Genomic DNA, 19,487 nt, shown 5'->3' with positions numbered 1-19,487 from the left:
AACATTCCTGTAGGGGGCGGCTGCTCTCACCCCGGCTGCTAAGCCCACTCTGGCATACGCCATGCCAGAGTCAGAAGCAAAAAAATACCGACCCGGGGATCAGGGTCCCAGGTCAGCTACAATTCTCTATTTGATGATCATTTTACCCTGGAGTTCCCTATGGGTCATCGTTTACTTTTTGGGGCGTTGCGCCGTAGTATGACGGCCTGTTTCCAGGTTGTTAGCGCGAGATTATGCGATTTTCCAGATTTACCATTGGATTGACTGCCAGTATAGCGTTCAGCGTTCAGGCTGCGAACGTCGACGAGTATATCAATCAGCTCCCTGCCGGGGCCAACCTCGCCCTTATGGTACAGAAGGTTGGCGCACCTGCTCCTGCTATTGATTACCATAGCCAGCAGATGGCGCTGCCGGCCAGTACACAGAAAGTGATCACCGCGCTGGCGGCATTGATTCAGCTCGGGCCTGACTTTCGTTTTACCACCACGCTTGAGACTAAAGGCAACGTGGAAGGCGGCGTTTTGAAAGGTGACTTAGTGGCGCGATTTGGTGCCGATCCGACGCTAAAACGTCAGGATATTCGCAATATGGTGGCAACCCTGAAAAAATCAGGCGTGACGCAAATTGCCGGAAATGTCATGATCGACACCTCCATTTTCGCCAGTCATGATAAAGCGCCTGGCTGGCCCTGGAACGACATGACGCAGTGTTTTAGCGCACCGCCCGCGGCGGCTATTGTCGATCGTAACTGTTTCTCGGTTTCACTCTATAGCGCGCAAAAACCTAACGATCTCGCCTTTATCCGCGTGGCATCTTACTACCCGGTCACCATGTTCAGTCAGGTGCGTACTCTCGCTCGTGGCTCTGCCGAAGCGCAATATTGTGAACTGGACGTGGTTCCAGGCGATCTCAACCGCTTTACGTTGACCGGATGTCTGCCCCAACGAGCCGATCCGCTGCCGCTGGCATTCGCTATTCAGGACGGCGCCAGCTATGCCGGGGCGATTATCAAAGATGAGCTAAAACAAGCCGGTATCACTTACAGCGGGACTCTGCTGCGCCAGACGCTGGTCAACGAGCCGGGGACCGTGGTAGCCAGTAAGCAGTCGGCGCCGCTGCACGACCTGCTTAAGATTATGCTGAAAAAATCGGACAACATGATTGCCGATACCGTTTTCCGTATGATTGGCCATGCACGATTTAACGTGCCAGGTACCTGGCGAGCAGGTTCTGATGCCGTACGCCAGATTCTGCGTCAGCAAGCGGGTATTGATATCGGCAACACCATTATTGCCGACGGTTCTGGTCTCTCGCGCCATAACCTGATTGCCCCAGCGACCATGATGCAGGTGCTGCAATATATCGCTCAGCACGATAACGAGCTGAACTTTATCACCATGCTGCCGCTGGCAGGCCATGACGGCTCTTTGCAATACCGTGCGGGTCTGCATCAGGCTGGCGTAGATGGCAAAGTATCGGCGAAGACAGGCTCACTGCAGGGGGTCTATAACCTGGCAGGCTTCATCACCACGGCAAGCGGTCAGCGCATGGCATTTGTGCAGTATCTGTCTGGTTATGCTGTAGAGCCAGCTGATCAGCGTAATCGCCGTATTCCACTGGTCCGCTTCGAGAGCCGGTTATACAAGGATATTTATCAGAATAACTGAGTATGTTTGCCGGATGGCAGCGCTAACGCACCTAATCCGGCCTTCTGAAACCTGGAAACAAAACCCCGGCAACATGGCCGGGGTTTTTAATGTGATTAACGCTTGTAGATGAACTCAACGCCTTCTTCGTCGTCTTCGTCCCAATCGTCATCCCAATCATCTTCTGCTTCGTCTTCGACTTCAGCGAGTTGCTGGCGGTGATAATCATCCCACATGAACTCGACTTTCTCTGGCTGTTTCGCTTCTTCCGCCTGAACAATCGGGTTCTCGATGATAAAGGTCATCACATCCCAGCAGAGATCCTTCACGCCCAACTGGCTGGCGGCGGAGATCAGGTAATATTTACCTTCCCAGCCTAACGCTTCGGCGATCGCTTTCGCTTTCTCTTCCGCTTCAGCCTTGTCCAGCAAATCAATTTTGTTGAACACTAACCAACGCGGTTTAGACGCCAGATCCTGGCTGTATTTTTCAAGCTCGCCAATAATGATACGGGCATTTTCAACCGGATCGGAACCGTCAATCGGATCGATATCAATGAGGTGTAGCAGTACGCGGCAGCGTTCCAGGTGTTTCAGGAAGCGGATACCCAAGCCTGCGCCTTCAGCCGCGCCTTCAATCAGACCCGGAATGTCGGCAACTACGAAGCTCTTTTCGTTGTCCATACGCACCACACCCAGGCTCGGAACCAGGGTGGTGAACGGATAGTCAGCGACTTTCGGCTTCGCCGCGGACACCGCACGGATAAACGTCGATTTACCGGCGTTTGGCATGCCCAGCATCCCCACGTCCGCCAGCAGCATCAGCTCCAGCATCAGATCGCGTTTATCGCCCGGTGTACCCATCGTTTTCTGACGCGGAGTACGGTTGACCGAGGATTTGAAACGGGTGTTGCCCAGACCGTGCCAGCCGCCTTTAGCGACCATCAGACGCTGACCGTGTTTGGTCATGTCGCCCATGGTTTCGCCCGTGCCCTGATCGATTACACGCGTACCTACAGGCACTTTAATCGTGACATCTTTACCACGCTTGCCGGTGCAATCACGGCTCGCGCCATTCTGTCCACGTTCCGCGCGGAATGATTTTTCAAAACGGTAATCAATCAGCGTGTTCAGGTTTTCGTCGGCTTCCAGCCAAACGTCACCACCATCACCACCGTCTCCACCGTCCGGACCGCCTTTTGGGATGTACTTTTCGCGGCGGAAGCTGACGCAACCATTACCGCCATCACCTGCAACGACCAGAATCGATGCTTCATCAACAAACTTCATTTTACTCTCCGTAAATCATTCGCCTGAGCGGGGCTGCGAAACCACCGTTTCATGCTTACGTAAACCGCCCCAAATTCGATGACCAATGGCGGAATACATCGCGCCCGCAACCACGATAAACGCACCGAGATAACCTAATAGGTTTAGCATCGGTCTGGCGAAGAAATCGGGCCAGGCCAGTGATAATAAATCTGAAAATAACAACGTAAACAGCGGAGTGAGCGTAATAATGGCGCTCACCTGTGCCGCCTGCCAACGCGCCATCGCTTCCGCGAGAGCACCGTATCCTACCAGCGTATTCAGGCCGCAGAATACAAGGCATGCCAGCTGCCAGTCACTGAGCTGCGTGATGACACTGGGTTTAGCCAACGGCAACAACGCAATCGTACATAAAGTGTACAGTAAAAACAGGATCTGCGGTGATGCCAGGCGGCGCAATAACACCTTTTGCGCGACCCCATAGCTCACCCAGACCATCGCCGCACCAACACCAAAGATAACGCCCCAGGTGTAATCGGTGAGACGGGTAAAAATTTCGATCAGACTGGTATTAAAAAACAGAACCAGACCGCTCAGAAGCATAATGGCGCCAATCACCTGCGTACCGCGCATCTTTTCTTTTAGGATAAAGACGCTGGCAATCATCATACCAACCGGTGACAGCTGACCGATAACCTGCGAAGCCGTTGGGCTCAAATATTGCAAGGATGAACTAAACAGAATGAAGTTACCGAACAACCCACCGGTAGCGATAGCCAACAGGATCAGCCAACGCGCTTTGCGAAAAATACGCAACGGAGGGAGCTTTTTTTTAACCGCAAGAATAGCGCCAAGGCCAATGCTTGCCATTAAAAAACGGTAGAACACCACGGTAGGAGGCTCCATCACCTCCAGCACTTGCTTCATCGCTATTGGCAAAGCGCCCCAACATACTGCCGTTGTGAGTGCTAACAGAATACCAATACCTGCCTGCTGCTTCATGCCGTATTCCCTGCAAGGGCTCGTTTCCGGGTTATCACGGCGCGACGAGCGTATTTACCGGCCGTCGAATGTAAAAAGCCCCGCAACGTGTTGCGGGGCTTTTATCCGTTACCGGGACGCGAAAAACTTATTCAGCAACGATGCTGATGAATTTACGGTTTTTCGGGCCTTTCACTTCAAATTTCACTTTACCGTCTGCTTTAGCAAACAGAGTGTGGTCTTTGCCGCAACCAACGTTGGAACCAGCGTGGAATTTAGTACCACGTTGACGAACGATGATGCTACCAGCCAGAACTGTTTCACCGCCGAAGCGTTTTACGCCCAGACGTTTAGCTTCTGAATCGCGACCGTTACGAGTCGAGCCGCCAGCCTTTTTATGTGCCATTTAATCTGCTCCCCTTAACTTAAGCGCTGATGCCAGTGATTTTTACATCAGTGAACCACTGACGATGGCCCTGCTGCTTACGGTAGTGTTTACGACGACGAAACTTAACAATTTTAACTTTCTCGCCACGACCGTGAGCAACAACTTCAGCTTTGATAACGCCGCCATCAACGAAAGGAACGCCGATTTTGACTTCTTCACCGTTTGCGATCATCAGAACTTCTGCGAATTCAACAGATTCGCCAGTTGCGATGTCCAGCTTTTCCAGGCGAACGGTCTGACCTTCGCTTACTCGGTGTTGTTTACCACCACTTTGGAAAACCGCGTACATAAAAAACTCCGCTTCCGCGCACACCTTTTTGATGATTCAGAGTGCGCTATAAATATTCACAATAGGGCGCGAATATTACGCAAAACGCGAGCCTTTGACAAGTGCTACGTCAATACATGAAGAAAAAAAACACAACACGTACGGTAACGTTTATCTATGGCGTTTTTTCAGTACAATCAGCATATATTTATAACCCTAAACCCGACGTTACCTTCCGATACAGTGAGGTAATCGGGGCGAGAAGCCCGGCTTTTGCGATGAATTTAGAAAAAATCAATGAGTTAACCGCGCAAGATATGGCGGGGGTCAATGCGACAATCCTTGAACAGCTCAATTCCGACGTGCAGCTGATCAATCAACTGGGGTACTACATCGTTAGCGGCGGCGGAAAACGCATTCGCCCAATGATCGCCGTACTCGCCGCGCGTGCAGTTGGCTACCAGGAAAATGCGCACGTTACGATTGCAGCCCTCATCGAGTTTATTCACACCGCGACCCTGTTGCACGACGATGTTGTGGATGAGTCCGACATGCGCCGCGGAAAAGCCACAGCGAATGCGGCGTTTGGCAATGCGGCCAGCGTGCTGGTCGGCGATTTTATCTATACCCGCGCTTTTCAGATGATGACCAGCCTCGGTTCGCTGAAAGTGCTGGAAGTCATGTCGAAAGCGGTCAACGTCATCGCCGAAGGTGAAGTCTTGCAGTTGATGAACGTCAACGACCCGGACATCACTGAAGAAAACTATATGCGCGTTATCTACAGTAAGACCGCGCGTTTGTTTGAAGCGGCTGCCCAATGCTCTGGCATTCTGGCTGGTTGCAGCGAAGAACAAGAGAAAGGGTTGCAGGATTATGGCCGTTATCTCGGTACCGCTTTCCAGTTAATTGACGATTTGCTGGATTACAACGCGGATGGCGAGCAACTGGGTAAAAACGTCGGTGATGACCTCAACGAGGGTAAACCAACGCTGCCGCTGCTGCATGCCATGCGCCACGGCACCCCTGAACAAGCACAAATGATCCGCCAGGCTATTGAGCAGGGTAATGGCCGTCACCTTCTGGAGCCTGTTCTGGAAGCGATGAACGCCTGTGGTTCCCTGGAGTGGACTCGCCAACGTGCAGAAGAAGAGGCTGATAAGGCCATCGCTGCGCTGCAGGTACTGCCTGATACGCCGTGGAGAGAAGCGCTGATTGGTCTGGCGCATATCGCCGTACAGCGCGACCGTTAATACCCTGCGGCATCTTTCATCATCCCGTGCCCTGCACGGGATGCTTTTATAAATTCCAATAAATACTTCCCCCCCCTCTCCAGCAATCTTCGCATAAATTTGGCATATTCTGAATATACTCACACTTTACATGAACATTTTAGAACATTCGTTCTCCGGGCGTTATAGTATCTCCACAACCGATCGTGGAACCATAAGTCGATAACCAAAGGAGAGATGAGTTTATGGAAAACAAGCTGATTGACTGGCATCCGGCCGATATCATCGCCGGACTGCGCAAGAAAGGGACCTCAATGGCCGCTGAATCACGTAAAAATGGATTAAGCTCATCAACGCTGGCCAATGCGTTAACACGCCCATGGCCAAAAGGTGAGTTGATTATCGCCCGATCGTTGGGAACCGACCCGTGGGTGATTTGGCCGTCACGCTATCACGATGCAAAAACACATGAGTTTATCGACAGAACGCGGATGATGAGGGGACGCAAAGAGAAACAGAATCCTGAATGAACACTGATGAGTAGTAACCCCCGGTTCACAGAACTGGGGGTTACAAGAGACGTAGACGATTAATCGCCTTTCACGCGCTCAATGTTTGCGCCCAGCGCGCGCAGTTTATCTTCGATGCGCTCATAGCCGCGATCGATGTGATAAATACGATCGACTACCGTCGTACCTTCAGCAATACACCCTGCCAGCACGAGGCTTGCAGATGCGCGCAGATCGGTCGCCATAACCTGTGCGCCGGAGAGCGTTTCCACGCCGTGGCAAATCACGGTATTGCTTTCGATTTCTGCGTGAGCGCCCATACGGCTCAGCTCAGGCACGTGCATAAAGCGGTTCTCAAACACGGTTTCCGTGATGAAACCCGTCCCTTCTGCCACCAGGTTCAGCAACGTGAACTGGGCCTGCATATCGGTAGGGAACGCCGGGTGCGGCGCTGTGCGCACATTGACAGCTTTCGGACGTTTACCGTGCATGTCCAGGCTGATCCAGTCGTCACCGACTTCAATATCCGCTCCCGCATCACGCAGCTTCGCCAGAACGGCATCCAGCGTGTCAGGTTGTGCATTGCGGCAGATAATTTTGCCGCGAGAAATTGCCGCTGCGACCAGGAAAGTACCGGTTTCGATGCGGTCAGGCAGAACGCGATACACACCGCCGCCGAGGCGCTCAACGCCTTCGATGGTAATACGATCGGTACCCTGGCCTGTGATTTTTGCGCCCAGCGCAATCAGGAAGTTCGCGGTATCCACGATCTCCGGTTCACGCGCGGCGTTTTCGATGATGGTAGTGCCTTCGGCAAGCGTTGCTGCGCACATGATAGTGACCGTCGCGCCGACGCTCACTTTGTCCATGACGATATGCGCGCCTTTCAGACGGCCATCAACGGACGCTTTCACATAGCCTTCTTCAAGCTTAATAGTCGCGCCTAACTGCTCCAAACCAGTAATGTGCAGGTCAACCGGACGCGCACCGATGGTACAGCCGCCCGGCAGTGAAACCTGGCCCTGGCCAAAGCGGGCAACCAGCGGCCCAAGCGCCCAGATGGATGCACGCATGGTTTTGACCAGATCGTACGGCGCACAGAAGACGTTCACGTCACGCGCATCAATGTGCACAGAACCATTACGCTCAACTTTCGCCCCCAACTGGCTCAGCAGCTTCATTGAGGTGTCAACATCCTTCAGTTTCGGGACGTTCTGGATCTCTACAGGTTCTTCAGCCAGCAGCGCCGCAAACAGGATCGGCAGCGCGGCGTTTTTAGCGCCTGAAATTGTGACTTCGCCCTGGAGCTTGGTTGGCCCCTGAACACGAAATTTATCCATTATTCTGTTCTCTGTTAAGAATTTATCTTCGCTACCGGCATATCACCCGTAGCTCAAAAACCGTTAAGTTTGCGATCGCGCGCCCATTCCGCTGGAGTAAACGCCTTAATCGACACGGCATGAATGCGGTTGTCCGCAATGTACTCCATCAACGGGCCATAGACCGATTGCTGTTTCTTGACCCGGCTCATGCCTTCAAACATCTCACCCACGGCAATAACCTGAAAGTGACTGCCGTCGCCAGAAACGTGGACTTCCTGGAGGGAGAGTGCATTCATCAGCACGCTCTGAATTTCATTATTTTCCATGGGCTCTTCATTCGTCAGATAGTGAAAACAGCCCAACATCTTAGAGCAAAGTGGCGCTGTCATAAATAAGCAAAAAGCCCCGCTGATAAATCAGACAAGGCTTTAGTGGCAGATCCCCCGCTGAGGAGTTGCCGGATGGCGGCACAAGACCTTATCCGGCTTACAAAAATTAACGCGGAAGTACGTCGTCAGGCAAATTGTAAAGCTGCGCCAGCGTGTACACTTTATCGTTAACGCCAGCGAGCGAAACGCTGTTCCCCTGCTGCTTGCCCTCATTAATCAGGTGCAGCAGTAATGCCAGACCACCGGTATCCACCCGGGAAATCTGGTTCAGGTCGATGCAGGATACCCCTTTCATCGCCTCAACTCGCGCATCCCATAATGGGTTTAACACGTCCTGATCCAGCTCTCCCACCAGCACCAGCTTGTCGCCTTCACGCATCCAGGTGAGTGACTGCGTCATTATTTTTTCTCTTCCAGCGTGATTTTCTGCTGAGAAATAGATTTCAGCTGTGCCGTCAGGCCATCAATACCTTTCGTACGCAGCAGGTCGCTCCACTCATTCTGTTTGGTGGTGATCATACTTACGCCTTCAGCAATCATGTCATACGCCTGCCAGTTACCCGTCTGGGAATTTTTACGCCACTGGAAATCCAGACGTACCGGAGGACGACCGTTTGGATCGATGATGGTTACGCGGATAGGCACGATGGTCGCATCTCCCAGCGGCTGCTCAGGGGCAATCTGATAGGTCTGGCCGTGGTACATCGCCAGCGCCTGACCGTACGCCTGCTTCAGATATTCACGGAATGCGGCGAAATAGGCGTCACGCTGAGCCGGTGTCGCATCTTTGTAGTAGCGGCCCAGTACCAGTGCACCTGCATACTTAACCTGCACGTAAGGCAGCAGTTCCTGATCGACCACCTGACGCAGGTAATCCGGGTTGGAACGGATTTTAGGTTGCTCGTTCTTCAGACGGTCAAACGTCTTCTGCGCCGCCTCATCCATCAGTTTGTACGGGTTCGTCTGGTCCGCTGCGGTTGCCGCGCTAAGTGGAGCAATCACCAGCATAGCCACCATCATCAATCGTTTAAACATACGTCGATTCTCCTGAGATTATTTCGTTGCGCCCGCAGGCGTAGTGGCTTCATTATTGCCTTCAGTTGCGGCTGGCGCATCGCCAGAATTCTTATTGTCATCACCTTTACTGTTGCTGTTGTAAAGGAACTGACCAATCATATCTTCCAGCACCATCGCAGATTTCGTGTCCTGAATCGTACCGCCATCTTTGAGGATAGACGTTCCCAGCTCAGGATCTTCAAAACCTACGTTCAATGCCAGATACTGCTCGCCCAACAGACCGGAAGTACGGATGCTCAGAGAACTGGTGTCAGGAATATGGTTAAAACGCGATTCAATTTCCAGCGTCACGCGCGGCAGGTACGTTTTCTGATCTAACGAGATGTCCGATACGCGTCCTACCACGACCCCGCCAATCCGCACCGGAGAGCGCTCTCTCAGACCGCCGATATTATCAAAGGTCGCATAAATCGTATAAGTCGGTTCAGTACGCATTGAGGTGACGTTCGCCGCCTTCAGGCAGACAAACAGCGCGGCCAGCAGCGCAACCAGCAGGAATAACCCGACCCAAATTTCATTTTTTTTCGTTTGCATGAACTCAATTCCCAAACATCAGTGCGGTCAGCACAAAATCCAGCCCCAAAACGGCAAGAGAGGCGTGCACTACGGTGCGTGTCGTTGCCCGGCTAATCCCGGCAGAGGTCGGGATAGCATCATAACCATTGAACAATGCAATCCAGGTGACCGTAATGGCAAACACCACGCTCTTAATCAGACAGTTGACCAGATCCAGACGCCAGTCGACGGCATTTTGCATAGCCGACCAGAAAAAGCCTGCATCAATACCTTTCCAGCTTACGCCAACCAACGACCCACCCCAGATCCCCACCGCGACAAATATAATCGTCAGTAGCGGCAATGAAATGACACCGGCCCAAAAACGCGGGGAGATCACTCGGCGCAGTGGGTCGACGGCCATCATTTCCAGGCTGGAAAGCTGCTCGGTCGCCCGCATCAGGCCAATCTCTGCGGTTAAGGCCGATCCGGCCCGCCCGGCAAACAACAGCGCCGCAACCACCGGCCCCAGCTCACGTAGCAATGACAGCGCCACCAGCATACCGAGGCTGGTTTCCGCACTGTAGGTCGTCAGCACCAGGTATCCCTGCAACCCCAGCACCATGCCGATGAACACGCCAGAAACAATAATGATCAGCATCGATAAGACACCGACATTATAGAGCTGGCGTATCAGCAGCGGCGCATGTTTGCGAAACTCCGGCTTGCCGACAACTGCATTGAACAACATTAATCCGGCTCGCCCGAACGTCCTGAGGGTTTTTATTCCCCGATGTCCGAGTGATGCCAGCGCATTTAACAACATGGGTGGCTTAACTCCCTGTTTTGAGTAAATCGATGTGGTAGTCGCCCGCCGGGTAACGGAACGGAACCGGTCCATCGGCAATGCCATCGAGGAACTGACGCACACGCGGATCGGCATTTTCTTGCAGCGCCTGAGCACTACCGTAGGCCACTATTTTTTTGTCCGCCATAATATAGGCGTAATCCGCAATACTCAGCACCTCTGGCACATCATGGGAAACCACCACGCAGGTAACGCCCAGCGCGCTGTTCAGTTCAGAAATCAGCTTCACCAGCACGCCCATGGTGATGGGATCCTGGCCGACGAACGGCTCATCAAACATAATAAGGTCTGGCTCCAGCGCGATAGCACGTGCTAACGCGGCACGACGCGCCATCCCACCGGATAATTCAGAAGGCATTAATTTTGCTGCGCCCCGCAGGCCAACGGCCTCGAGCTTCATCATTACCGTGCTTTTCAGCAGCGGCGCAGGCAGCGTTGTATGCTCGCGCAACGGGTATGCAACGTTGTCAAACACATTCATATCAGTAAACAGCGCACCAGACTGGAATAGCATGCTCATGCGCTTACGCACGGTAAATAAACGCGAACGGGACATGGCCGGGACATTTTCGCCGTCAAACAGGATCTCGCCCTTATCCGGGGAGATTTGTCCGCCGATCAGACGCAACAGCGTCGTTTTGCCGATGCCTGATGGCCCCATGATCGCCGTCACCTTACCACGCGGCACCGTCAGGGAAATATTATCAAAGATGCAGCGGTCGCCTCGGGAAAAGCTGACATCGCGCATATCGATTAGATTCGCCACAGACTGACCCATTGATTCATCCTTTACTATTGCCTCGTTGATCGAAGAGTTTGGCGCTCAATTTAGCCCTGAACCCAACATATTTACAGATTATTACCTGTCCTGGTTAGCGAAAGCTGGCATTTGTTTTACTTTTTAGCCGCATAAAGTCAAAATTAAGAATTCGTGACGGCTTCCAGAAATCCTTCAAGTGGACCGGCGAGTATACCTGAAGAAAGGACTTTAGATGCTTTTAGCGACGGCGCTGTTAATAATTGGTTTACTTCTGGTGGTCTACGGTGCCGACCGACTGGTATTTGCCGCATCCATTTTATGTCGAAACTTCGGTATTCCCCCCATTATCATCGGGATGACCGTGGTCAGTATTGGTACATCGTTACCCGAGATAATTGTCTCCGTTGCCGCATCGATGAACGGGCAGCTTGATTTAGCCGTCGGTACCGCCATCGGCTCTAACATTACCAACATTCTGCTTATTTTAGGCCTGTCGGCGCTGATTCATCCTTTTACCGTGCATTCTGATGTTCTGCGTCGTGAATTACCGCTAATGTTGCTGGTAAGCATCTTAGCCGCATCGGTCCTGTATGACGGGCAATTGAGTCGCAGCGATGGTTTCTTTCTTCTGCTTCTGGCCGTGCTATGGCTGTTATTCATTGTTAAAATCGCCCGTCTGGCTGAGCGACAAGGTAACGACAGCCTGACCCGCGAGCAGATCGCGGAACTGCCGCGCGAAGGTGGGTTACCGGTCGCCTTTTTGTGGTTGGGTATTGCGCTAATTATTATGCCAATGGCAACGCGTATGGTGGTAGATAACGCAACCGTACTGGCGAACTACTTCGCCATGAGCGAACTCACCATCGGGCTGACGGTTGTCGCTATTGGTACCAGCCTGCCGGAGCTGGCAACAGCAATTGCGGGTCTGCGTAAAGGTGAAAACGATATTGCCGTCGGCAACATCATCGGCGCGAACATTTTTAATATTGTTATCGTCCTCGGACTGCCGGCGCTGATTACGCCGGGTGAAGTCAATCCGATGGCCTTCACCCGTGACTATAGCGTCATGCTGCTGGTGAGCGTAATTTTTGCACTACTCTGCTGGCGACGTCCGCGCCAGATTGGTCGCGGCGCGGGTGCGCTGCTGACCGGCGGTTTTATCATATGGCTGGCGATGCTGTATTGGTTATCGCCACTTCTCGTTGGATAACTGGAAACGCATTATGTCGCACTTAGAGTTGCAACCGGGTTTTGACTTTCAGCAAGCAGGCAAGGAAGTCCTGGCAATTGAACGTGAAGGCCTGGCGGAGCTTGATCAGTACATTAACCAAAATTTTACTCTCGCCTGCGAGAAAATATTCAGTTGCCCGGGCAAAGTTGTAGTGATGGGGATGGGGAAATCTGGACATATCGGGCGGAAAATGGCGGCCACATTTGCCAGCACCGGCACCCCCTCATTTTTCGTGCATCCAGGCGAAGCCGCACATGGCGATCTGGGCATGGTCTCGCCGCAGGATGTAGTCATCGCCATCTCTAACTCCGGTGAATCCAATGAGATAGCGGCGTTAATCCCGGTGTTAAAACGTCTTCATGTACCGCTTATCTGCATGACCGGTCGTCCGGAAAGCAGCATGGCGCGTGCGGCAGATGTGCATCTGTGTGTTAAAGTGCCCAAGGAAGCTTGCCCGTTAGGCCTGGCGCCGACCAGCAGCACGACCGCAACGCTGGTGATGGGCGATGCGCTAGCCGTGGCATTATTAAAAGCGCGTGGCTTTACCGCGGAAGATTTTGCGTTATCTCATCCCGGTGGCGCACTAGGCCGTAAGCTTTTACTGCGCGTTAACGATATTATGCATACGGGCGATGAGATCCCGCATGTGACTAAAAGCGCCAGCCTGCGTGACGCCTTACTTGAGATCACGCGTAAAAATCTCGGCATGACCGTCATTTGCGATGATGACATGAAGATTGACGGTATTTTCACCGATGGCGATTTACGTCGCGTCTTCGATATGGGCGTTGATGTTCGCCAGTTAGGCATTGCCGATGTGATGACCCCTGGCGGCATTCGCGTGCGTCCGGGCATTCTTGCCGTCGATGCCCTGAACTTAATGCAGTCCCGCCATATCACCTCGGTAATGGTTGCTGATGGCGACCGGTTACTTGGTGTGTTACATATGCATGATCTGCTGCGTGCAGGTGTAGTGTAAGAAACTCAAGGATAAAGAAAATGAGTAAAGCAGGTGCGTCGCTTGCGACCTGTTATGGACCCGTCAGCACAGACGTTATCACCCGGGCAGAGAACATCCGTTTGCTGATCCTGGATGTGGATGGCGTACTGTCTGATGGTCTGATTTATATGGGCAACAACGGTGAAGAGCTGAAGGCTTTTAACGTCCGCGATGGTTACGGAATTCGCTGTGCGCTCACTTCCGGTATCGAGGTTGCCATTATTACCGGACGAAAGGCTAAACTTGTAGAAGATCGCTGTGCCACATTGGGGATCACGCATTTGTATCAGGGGCAGTCAGACAAACTGGTCGCCTTTAACGATCTCCTTAGCAAACTGGCGATCGCTCCTGAAAATGTTGCGTACGTTGGCGATGATCTGATCGACTGGCCGGTGATGGCACAAGTGGGATTAAGCGTGGCGGTGGCGGATGCTCATCCTTTGCTGATCCCGCGGGCCGATTATGTCACCCGCATCGATGGGGGACGCGGCGCGGTACGTGAAGTCTGCGATTTATTACTCCTGGCGCAGGGCAAACTGGACGAGGCCAAAGGGCAATCGATATGAGCAAAACCAGACGTTGGGTTATCATTCTACTGTCGCTGGCTGTCCTTGTGATGATTGGTATTAATCTGGCAGACAAAGACGACACCGCTGAGGTCGTCGTAAATAACAACGAGCCAACCTATAAGAGCGAACATACTGATACCGTTGTGTATAGTCCCGAAGGCGCACTGAGCTATCACTTGATCGCGCAAAACGTTGAATATTATTCGGAACAAGCGGTTTCGTGGTTTACTCAACCGGTATTAACCACATTTGATAAGGATAAAGTACCGACCTGGACGATCAAGGCTGATAAAGCCAAATTGACCAACGATCGGATGCTATATCTGTACGGCCATGTTGAGGTCAACGCCCTGGTGCCCGACTCTCAACTACGCAGAATGACGACCGATAACGCACAGATTAACCTGGTGACACAAGACGTCACTTCCGATGATCTCGTCACGTTATATGGCACAACATTTAACTCCAGCGGACTGAAGATGCGCGGCAACTTACGCAGCAAGAACGCCGAGCTGATTGAAAAGGTTAGAACCTCATATGAAATCCAAAACAAACAAACTCAGCCTTAATCTTGTGCTTGCCAGCTCACTTCTGGCCGCCAGCATCCCGGCATTCGCCGTCACCGGCGATACCGAGCAGCCGATTCACATTGAGTCGGACCAGCAGTCTCTTGATATGCAAGGCAACGTGGTGACCTTTACTGGCAACGTGATTGTGACTCAGGGCACCATCAAAATTAACGCCGATAAAGTCGTCGTGACCCGCCCTGGCGGTGAAGACGGTAAAGAAGTCATTGATGGCTATGGTAATCCTGCAACCTTTTACCAGATGCAGGACAACGGTAAACCGGTTAAAGGCCACGCCTCACACATGCATTATGAACTGGCGAAAGACTTCGTCGTTCTCACCGGTAAGGCTTACCTGGAACAGCTCGATAGCAACATCACAGGCGATAAGATCACCTATCTGGTGAAAGAGCAGAAAATGCAGGCCTTCAGCGATAAAGGCAAACGCGTCACCACCGTTCTGGTACCGTCGCAGTTGCAGGACAAAAACAAGGCTCCGGCAGAGAAAAAAGGTAACTGATTCGTTATGGCAACATTAACTGCAAAGAACCTTGCAAAAGCCTATAAGGGCCGCCGTGTGGTGGAAGATGTCAGTCTGACCGTCAACTCCGGGGAGATCGTCGGTCTGCTCGGTCCTAACGGTGCGGGCAAGACAACGACCTTTTACATGGTGGTCGGCATTGTCCCACGTGATGCGGGCAACATTATCATTGATGATGAAGACATCAGCCTGCTGCCTCTGCATGCGCGCGCGCGTCGCGGCATCGGCTACTTGCCGCAGGAAGCGTCTATTTTCCGTCGCCTGAGCGTGTTTGATAACCTGATGGCGGTGCTGCAAATTCGTGACGATCTTACCAGCGAGCAGCGGGAAGATCGCGCCAACGAGCTGATGGAAGAGTTCCACATCGAACACCTGCGTGACAGCATGGGACAGTCGCTCTCCGGTGGTGAACGACGCCGCGTGGAGATCGCCCGCGCACTGGCCGCGAATCCGAAATTTATCCTGCTGGATGAACCGTTTGCCGGTGTTGACCCGATTTCCGTTATTGATATCAAACGGATCATCGAACACCTGCGCGACAGCGGGCTTGGGGTGCTGATTACCGACCATAACGTTCGCGAAACGCTGGCAGTGTGTGAGCGCGCCTACATCGTGAGTCAGGGCCACCTGATCGCGCATGGCACGCCAACAGAAATACTGCAGGATGAGCACGTTAAACGCGTATACCTTGGGGAAGACTTCAGACTCTGATAGGGTAGAAGACTTCACGTCACCGCAGGAGAGAACAACTCTGAACATGAAGCAAGGTTTGCAACTCAGGCTTAGCCAACAACTGGCGATGACGCCTCAGCTACAACAGGCTATCCGTCTGTTGCAGCTGTCCACGCTGGAACTTCAGCAAGAACTTCAGCAAGCGCTGGAAAGTAACCCACTGCTCGAGCAAACCGATCTTCACGACGAAATTGATACCCAGGAAAAACAGGACAGCGAATCCCTCGACACCGCAGATGCTCTCGAACAAAAAGAGATGCCAGAGGAGCTGCCGCTTGACGCCAGTTGGGATGAAATTTACACCGCCGGTACGCCTTCTGGCACCAGCGGGGATTACATCGACGACGAACTGCCTGTGTATCAGGGTGAGACCACGCAATCGCTGCAGGATTACCTGATGTGGCAAGTGGAGCTGACCCCGTTCTCGGATACCGATCGCGCAATTGCGACATCCATTGTTGATGCGGTAGACGAAACCGGTTATCTCACCGTAACCCTGGACGATATTCTCGAAAGCATGGGCGATGAAGACGTCGGTATGGACGAAATCGAAGCCGTGCTTAAACGCATTCAGCGTTTTGATCCCGTGGGCGTGGCGGCCAAAGATCTCCGCGACTGCTTACTGATCCAACTTTCACAGTTTGATAAAGCCACGCCGTGGCTGGAAGAAGCGCGCCTGATCATCAGCGATCACCTCGATCTGTTAGCCAACCATGACTTCCGCACGCTGATGCGCGTAACCCGGCTGAAAGAAGATGTGCTGAAAGAAGCCGTCAATCTTATTCAGTCCCTGGACCCCAGACCTGGGCAGTCTATCCAGACCGGGGAGCCAGAATACGTTATTCCGGATGTACTGGTGCGTAAGCATAACGATCGCTGGGTGGTCGAACTCAACGGCGACAGCATTCCACGGCTGCAGATTAACCAGCACTACGCCGCCATGTGCAACAGCGCGCGCAACGACGCTGACAGCCAGTTTATTCGTAGCAATCTGCAGGATGCAAAGTGGCTGATTAAAAGCCTGGAAAGTCGCAATGATACGCTGCTGCGCGTCAGTCGCTGTATCGTTGAACAGCAGCAAGCCTTCTTTGATCAAGGCGAAGAGTTTATGAAACCGATGGTGCTGGCGGATATCGCCCAGGCCGTCGAGATGCACGAATCGACCATTTCCCGAGTGACCACGCAAAAGTATCTGCACAGTCCGCGCGGCATTTTTGAATTGAAGTATTTCTTTTCCAGTCACGTTAACACTGAAGGCGGAGGCGAAGCCTCATCCACAGCTATACGTGCGCTGGTGAAGAAATTAATTGCTGCGGAAAACCCCGCGAAACCGCTGAGTGACAGCAAGTTAACCTCTATGCTGTCAGAACAGGGTATCATGGTGGCACGCCGCACTGTTGCGAAGTACCGAGAGTCTTTATCCATTCCGCCGTCGAACCAGCGCAAACAGCTGGTCTGACCCAACCGATAAGGAAGACACTATGCAGCTCAACATCACTGGAAACAACGTCGAAATCACTGAAGCCTTACGCGATTTTGTTAATACAAAATTCGCCAAGCTAGAACAATATTTCGACCGGATTAATCAGGTCTATATTGTGTTGAAAGTGGAGAAGGTGACACATATCTCGGATGCAACACTGCATGTGAACGGTGGCGAAATTCATGCCAGCGCGGAAGGTCAGGATATGTACGCCGCCATTGACGGTTTAATTGATAAACTGGCTCGGCAGTTAACAAAACATAAAGATAAACTGAAACAGCACTAACTTGTCCGGGCAGTTAGCGGGTGCAGGACGGCCTGTTGTGTAGCACAACGGGCCATTTGTACAGTTAGCGCTTAGGTGAAATTATGACAAATAACGATACGACTCTACAACTGAGCAATGTTCTTAACCAGGAATGTACACGCGCTGGCGTTCACTGCCAAAGCAAGAAACGCGCGCTGGAAATCATCAGCGAACTGGCGGCAAAACAGCTCAGCTTGCCCTCTCAGGTGGTATTTGAAGCCATTCTGACGCGTGAAAAAATGGGCAGTACCGGCATCGGTAATGGAATTGCTATCCCGCACGGAAAGCTGGAAGAAGACACGATGCGCGCAGTTGGCGTGTTTGTGCAACTTGAAACGCCTATTGCTTTCGACGCCATTGATAATCAGCCCGTCGATCTGCTTTTCGCCCTGCTGGTTCCGGCAGACCAAACCAAGACGCATTTGCATACGTTGTCGCTGGTCGCCAAACGTCTGGCCGATAAAACCATCTGCCGCCGCCTGCGCGCAGCACAGAGTGACCAGGAGTTGTATCAAATCATCACGGACACCGAAGGTGGACTGGATGAAGCATAACAACCCAATGGCATCCTTTTTTGTCGTTGTGAGGAGAAACAGTACATGGTACTGATGATCGTCAGCGGTCGTTCGGGGTCAGGAAAATCTGTCGCCCTGCGAGCGCTGGAAGATATGGGTTTTTACTGCGTGGATAACCTTCCCGTAGTGCTGTTGCCCGATCTGGCTCGTACTCTGGCCGATCGCCAGATTTCTGCGGCCGTCAGCATTGATGTGCGCAACATGCCTGAGTCCCCAGAGATTTTCGAGCAGGCAATGAACAATCTGCCTGAAGGCTTCTCACCACAGTTGCTGTTCCTTGACGCCGATCGTAACACCCTGATTCGCCGCTACAGCGACACGCGTCGCCTGCATCCTCTTTCCAGCAAGAACTTATCTCTGGAGAGCGCTATCGATAAGGAAAGCGATTTGCTGGAGCCTCTGCGCTCTCGTGCTGACCTGATCGTGGATACCTCCGAAATGTCCGTGCATGAACTGGCGGAAATGTTGCGTACTCGCCTGCTGGGCAAGCGTGAACGCGAGTTGACGATGGTATTCGAATCCTTTGGTTTCAAACACGGTATCCCAATTGACGCGGATTACGTCTTTGACGTGCGCTTCCTGCCTAACCCGCACTGGGATCCGAAGCTGCGCCCGATGACCGGTCTTGACCGCCCCGTTGCCGCCTTCCTTGACAGGCACACAGAAGTACACAATTTTATCTACCAGACTCGCAGCTATCTTGAGCTATGGTTACCCATGCTGGAGACCAACAACCGCAGCTACCTCACCGTAGCTATCGGCTGTACCGGCGGGAAACACCGTTCGGTGTATATTGCAGAGCAGCTGGCAGACTACTTCCGCTCACGCGGTAAAAACGTACAGTCACGCCATCGTACGCTGGAAAAACGTAAATCATGACCGTGAAGCAAACCGTTGAAATCACGAATAAGCTGGGTATGCATGCTCGCCCAGCCATGAAACTGTTTGAATTGATGCAGGGTTTTGAAGCAGAAGTTTTGCTGCGTAATGATGAAGGAACGGAAGCCGAGGCAAACAGTGTTATCGCTCTGCTGATGCTGGATTCCGCCAAAGGGCGTCAGATAGAAGTTGAAGCCACGGGTCCACAGGAAGTGGAAGCCCTGGCAGCGGTGATTGCCCTGTTTAATTCAGGGTTTGATGAAGATTAGTCGAGTACCTGAAGCGCTGCGCTCATCAGGCCTACACGGCAACGTCACACTCCCGTAGGCCGGATAAAGCATTTA

General features: G+C 52.5%; 25 protein-coding genes. 14 read left to right on the top strand and 11 right to left on the bottom strand.

What is annotated here, in order from left to right; translation table 11 throughout:
* The first annotated feature begins 233 nt into the window (after positions 1–233).
* Entirely contained in the window at positions 234–1,667 is a 1,434-nt protein-coding gene (gene dacB, locus N0B36_RS16395) for a serine-type D-Ala-D-Ala carboxypeptidase (RefSeq protein ID WP_046276011.1), read from the top strand.
* Positions 1,668–1,762: 95 nt separating this feature from the next.
* Here the strand turns inward: dacB and cgtA are convergent, their stop codons facing one another.
* The 4 genes from cgtA to rplU form a co-directional block, all read right to left on the bottom strand.
* Complete coding sequence (cgtA, locus tag N0B36_RS16390) at positions 1,763–2,935, bottom strand: Obg family GTPase CgtA (protein ID WP_016154676.1); 1,173 nt, start codon at positions 2,933–2,935, stop codon at positions 1,763–1,765.
* Positions 2,936–2,950: 15 nt separating this feature from the next.
* The gene (locus N0B36_RS16385; protein WP_049040918.1) at positions 2,951–3,916 is read right to left on the bottom strand and encodes a DMT family transporter; all 966 of its coding nucleotides are present in this window, start codon (positions 3,914–3,916) and stop codon (positions 2,951–2,953) included.
* Between the two features lie 127 nt (positions 3,917–4,043).
* Positions 4,044–4,301 carry a 50S ribosomal protein L27 gene (gene rpmA / locus N0B36_RS16380; RefSeq protein ID WP_003025030.1) on the bottom strand — a complete coding sequence of 86 codons (258 nt, stop codon included), beginning with the start codon at positions 4,299–4,301 and terminating at the stop codon, positions 4,044–4,046.
* Positions 4,302–4,320: 19 nt separating this feature from the next.
* The gene (gene rplU, locus N0B36_RS16375; protein ID WP_003025032.1) at positions 4,321–4,632 is read right to left on the bottom strand and encodes a 50S ribosomal protein L21; all 312 of its coding nucleotides are present in this window, start codon (positions 4,630–4,632) and stop codon (positions 4,321–4,323) included.
* Between the two features lie 257 nt (positions 4,633–4,889).
* Between rplU and ispB the strand changes: the two genes are divergently transcribed.
* Positions 4,890–5,861 carry an octaprenyl diphosphate synthase gene (gene ispB, locus N0B36_RS16370; protein ID WP_019077785.1) on the top strand — a complete coding sequence of 324 codons (972 nt, stop codon included), beginning with the start codon at positions 4,890–4,892 and terminating at the stop codon, positions 5,859–5,861.
* Between the two features lie 224 nt (positions 5,862–6,085).
* On the top strand, positions 6,086–6,370 hold the full coding sequence (gene sfsB, locus N0B36_RS16365; RefSeq protein WP_016154679.1) for a DNA-binding transcriptional regulator SfsB: 285 nt from the start codon (positions 6,086–6,088) through the stop codon (positions 6,368–6,370).
* 59 nt (positions 6,371–6,429) lie between these two features.
* Here the strand turns inward: sfsB and murA are convergent, their stop codons facing one another.
* From murA to mlaF, 7 genes are all read right to left on the bottom strand, one after another.
* Positions 6,430–7,689, bottom strand: coding sequence for a UDP-N-acetylglucosamine 1-carboxyvinyltransferase (gene murA / locus N0B36_RS16360; RefSeq protein ID WP_216403756.1), 1,260 nt, complete (start codon positions 7,687–7,689; stop codon positions 6,430–6,432).
* A 53-nt stretch (positions 7,690–7,742) separates the two neighbouring features.
* Positions 7,743–7,997, bottom strand: a complete 255-nt coding sequence (ibaG, locus tag N0B36_RS16355) for a BolA family iron metabolism protein IbaG (protein WP_003025040.1) — start codon at positions 7,995–7,997, stop codon at positions 7,743–7,745.
* A 169-nt stretch (positions 7,998–8,166) separates the two neighbouring features.
* Positions 8,167–8,460 carry a lipid asymmetry maintenance protein MlaB gene (gene mlaB / locus N0B36_RS16350; protein WP_016154680.1) on the bottom strand — a complete coding sequence of 98 codons (294 nt, stop codon included), beginning with the start codon at positions 8,458–8,460 and terminating at the stop codon, positions 8,167–8,169.
* Entirely contained in the window at positions 8,460–9,095 is a 636-nt protein-coding gene (gene mlaC, locus N0B36_RS16345; protein WP_016154681.1) for a phospholipid-binding protein MlaC, read from the bottom strand. The genes mlaB and mlaC overlap by 1 nt, the downstream gene beginning before the upstream one ends.
* An 18-nt stretch (positions 9,096–9,113) precedes the next feature.
* Positions 9,114–9,671, bottom strand: a complete 558-nt coding sequence (gene mlaD / locus N0B36_RS16340; protein WP_016154682.1) for an outer membrane lipid asymmetry maintenance protein MlaD — start codon at positions 9,669–9,671, stop codon at positions 9,114–9,116.
* 4 nt (positions 9,672–9,675) lie between these two features.
* On the bottom strand, positions 9,676–10,458 hold the full coding sequence (mlaE, locus tag N0B36_RS16335) for a lipid asymmetry maintenance ABC transporter permease subunit MlaE (RefSeq protein WP_003025053.1): 783 nt from the start codon (positions 10,456–10,458) through the stop codon (positions 9,676–9,678).
* 7 nt (positions 10,459–10,465) lie between these two features.
* On the bottom strand, positions 10,466–11,278 hold the full coding sequence (gene mlaF / locus N0B36_RS16330) for a phospholipid ABC transporter ATP-binding protein MlaF (protein WP_016154683.1): 813 nt from the start codon (positions 11,276–11,278) through the stop codon (positions 10,466–10,468).
* A 214-nt stretch (positions 11,279–11,492) separates the two neighbouring features.
* Between mlaF and N0B36_RS16325 the strand changes: the two genes are divergently transcribed.
* From N0B36_RS16325 to npr, 11 genes are all read left to right on the top strand, one after another.
* The gene (locus N0B36_RS16325; protein WP_016154684.1) at positions 11,493–12,470 is read left to right on the top strand and encodes a calcium/sodium antiporter; all 978 of its coding nucleotides are present in this window, start codon (positions 11,493–11,495) and stop codon (positions 12,468–12,470) included.
* Positions 12,471–12,483: 13 nt separating this feature from the next.
* Positions 12,484–13,470: an arabinose-5-phosphate isomerase KdsD gene (gene kdsD, locus N0B36_RS16320; RefSeq protein WP_016154685.1), complete on the top strand. Its 987-nt coding sequence runs from the start codon at positions 12,484–12,486 to the stop codon at positions 13,468–13,470.
* 20 nt (positions 13,471–13,490) lie between these two features.
* Positions 13,491–14,057, top strand: a complete 567-nt coding sequence (gene kdsC, locus N0B36_RS16315; protein ID WP_046276014.1) for a 3-deoxy-manno-octulosonate-8-phosphatase KdsC — start codon at positions 13,491–13,493, stop codon at positions 14,055–14,057.
* Entirely contained in the window at positions 14,054–14,629 is a 576-nt protein-coding gene (gene lptC, locus N0B36_RS16310) for an LPS export ABC transporter periplasmic protein LptC (RefSeq protein ID WP_047358522.1), read from the top strand. Before kdsC ends, lptC begins: the two co-directional genes overlap by 4 nt.
* Complete coding sequence (gene lptA / locus N0B36_RS16305) at positions 14,598–15,146, top strand: lipopolysaccharide ABC transporter substrate-binding protein LptA (RefSeq protein WP_047358523.1); 549 nt, start codon at positions 14,598–14,600, stop codon at positions 15,144–15,146. Before lptC ends, lptA begins: the two co-directional genes overlap by 32 nt.
* Before the next feature lie 6 nt (positions 15,147–15,152).
* Positions 15,153–15,878 carry an LPS export ABC transporter ATP-binding protein gene (gene lptB / locus N0B36_RS16300; RefSeq protein WP_003025073.1) on the top strand — a complete coding sequence of 242 codons (726 nt, stop codon included), beginning with the start codon at positions 15,153–15,155 and terminating at the stop codon, positions 15,876–15,878.
* A 46-nt stretch (positions 15,879–15,924) separates the two neighbouring features.
* Positions 15,925–17,358, top strand: coding sequence for an RNA polymerase factor sigma-54 (gene rpoN / locus N0B36_RS16295; protein WP_047499743.1), 1,434 nt, complete (start codon positions 15,925–15,927; stop codon positions 17,356–17,358).
* 22 nt (positions 17,359–17,380) lie between these two features.
* The gene (gene hpf, locus N0B36_RS16290) at positions 17,381–17,668 is read left to right on the top strand and encodes a ribosome hibernation promoting factor (protein WP_003025078.1); all 288 of its coding nucleotides are present in this window, start codon (positions 17,381–17,383) and stop codon (positions 17,666–17,668) included.
* Between the two features lie 83 nt (positions 17,669–17,751).
* Positions 17,752–18,243 carry a PTS IIA-like nitrogen regulatory protein PtsN gene (gene ptsN / locus N0B36_RS16285; protein WP_016154690.1) on the top strand — a complete coding sequence of 164 codons (492 nt, stop codon included), beginning with the start codon at positions 17,752–17,754 and terminating at the stop codon, positions 18,241–18,243.
* A 45-nt stretch (positions 18,244–18,288) separates the two neighbouring features.
* The gene (gene rapZ, locus N0B36_RS16280; RefSeq protein WP_003025085.1) at positions 18,289–19,143 is read left to right on the top strand and encodes an RNase adapter RapZ; all 855 of its coding nucleotides are present in this window, start codon (positions 18,289–18,291) and stop codon (positions 19,141–19,143) included.
* Positions 19,140–19,412: a PTS phosphocarrier protein NPr gene (gene npr, locus N0B36_RS16275; protein ID WP_003828770.1), complete on the top strand. Its 273-nt coding sequence runs from the start codon at positions 19,140–19,142 to the stop codon at positions 19,410–19,412. Before rapZ ends, npr begins: the two co-directional genes overlap by 4 nt.
* The last annotated feature ends 75 nt before the right edge of the window (positions 19,413–19,487 follow it).

It is taken from the genome of Citrobacter sp. XY323 (assembly GCF_025106035.1).
GTDB classification, from domain to species: Bacteria; Pseudomonadota; Gammaproteobacteria; order Enterobacterales; family Enterobacteriaceae; genus Citrobacter; species Citrobacter braakii.
This window is presented reverse-complemented; position numbering and strand designations above follow the sequence as displayed.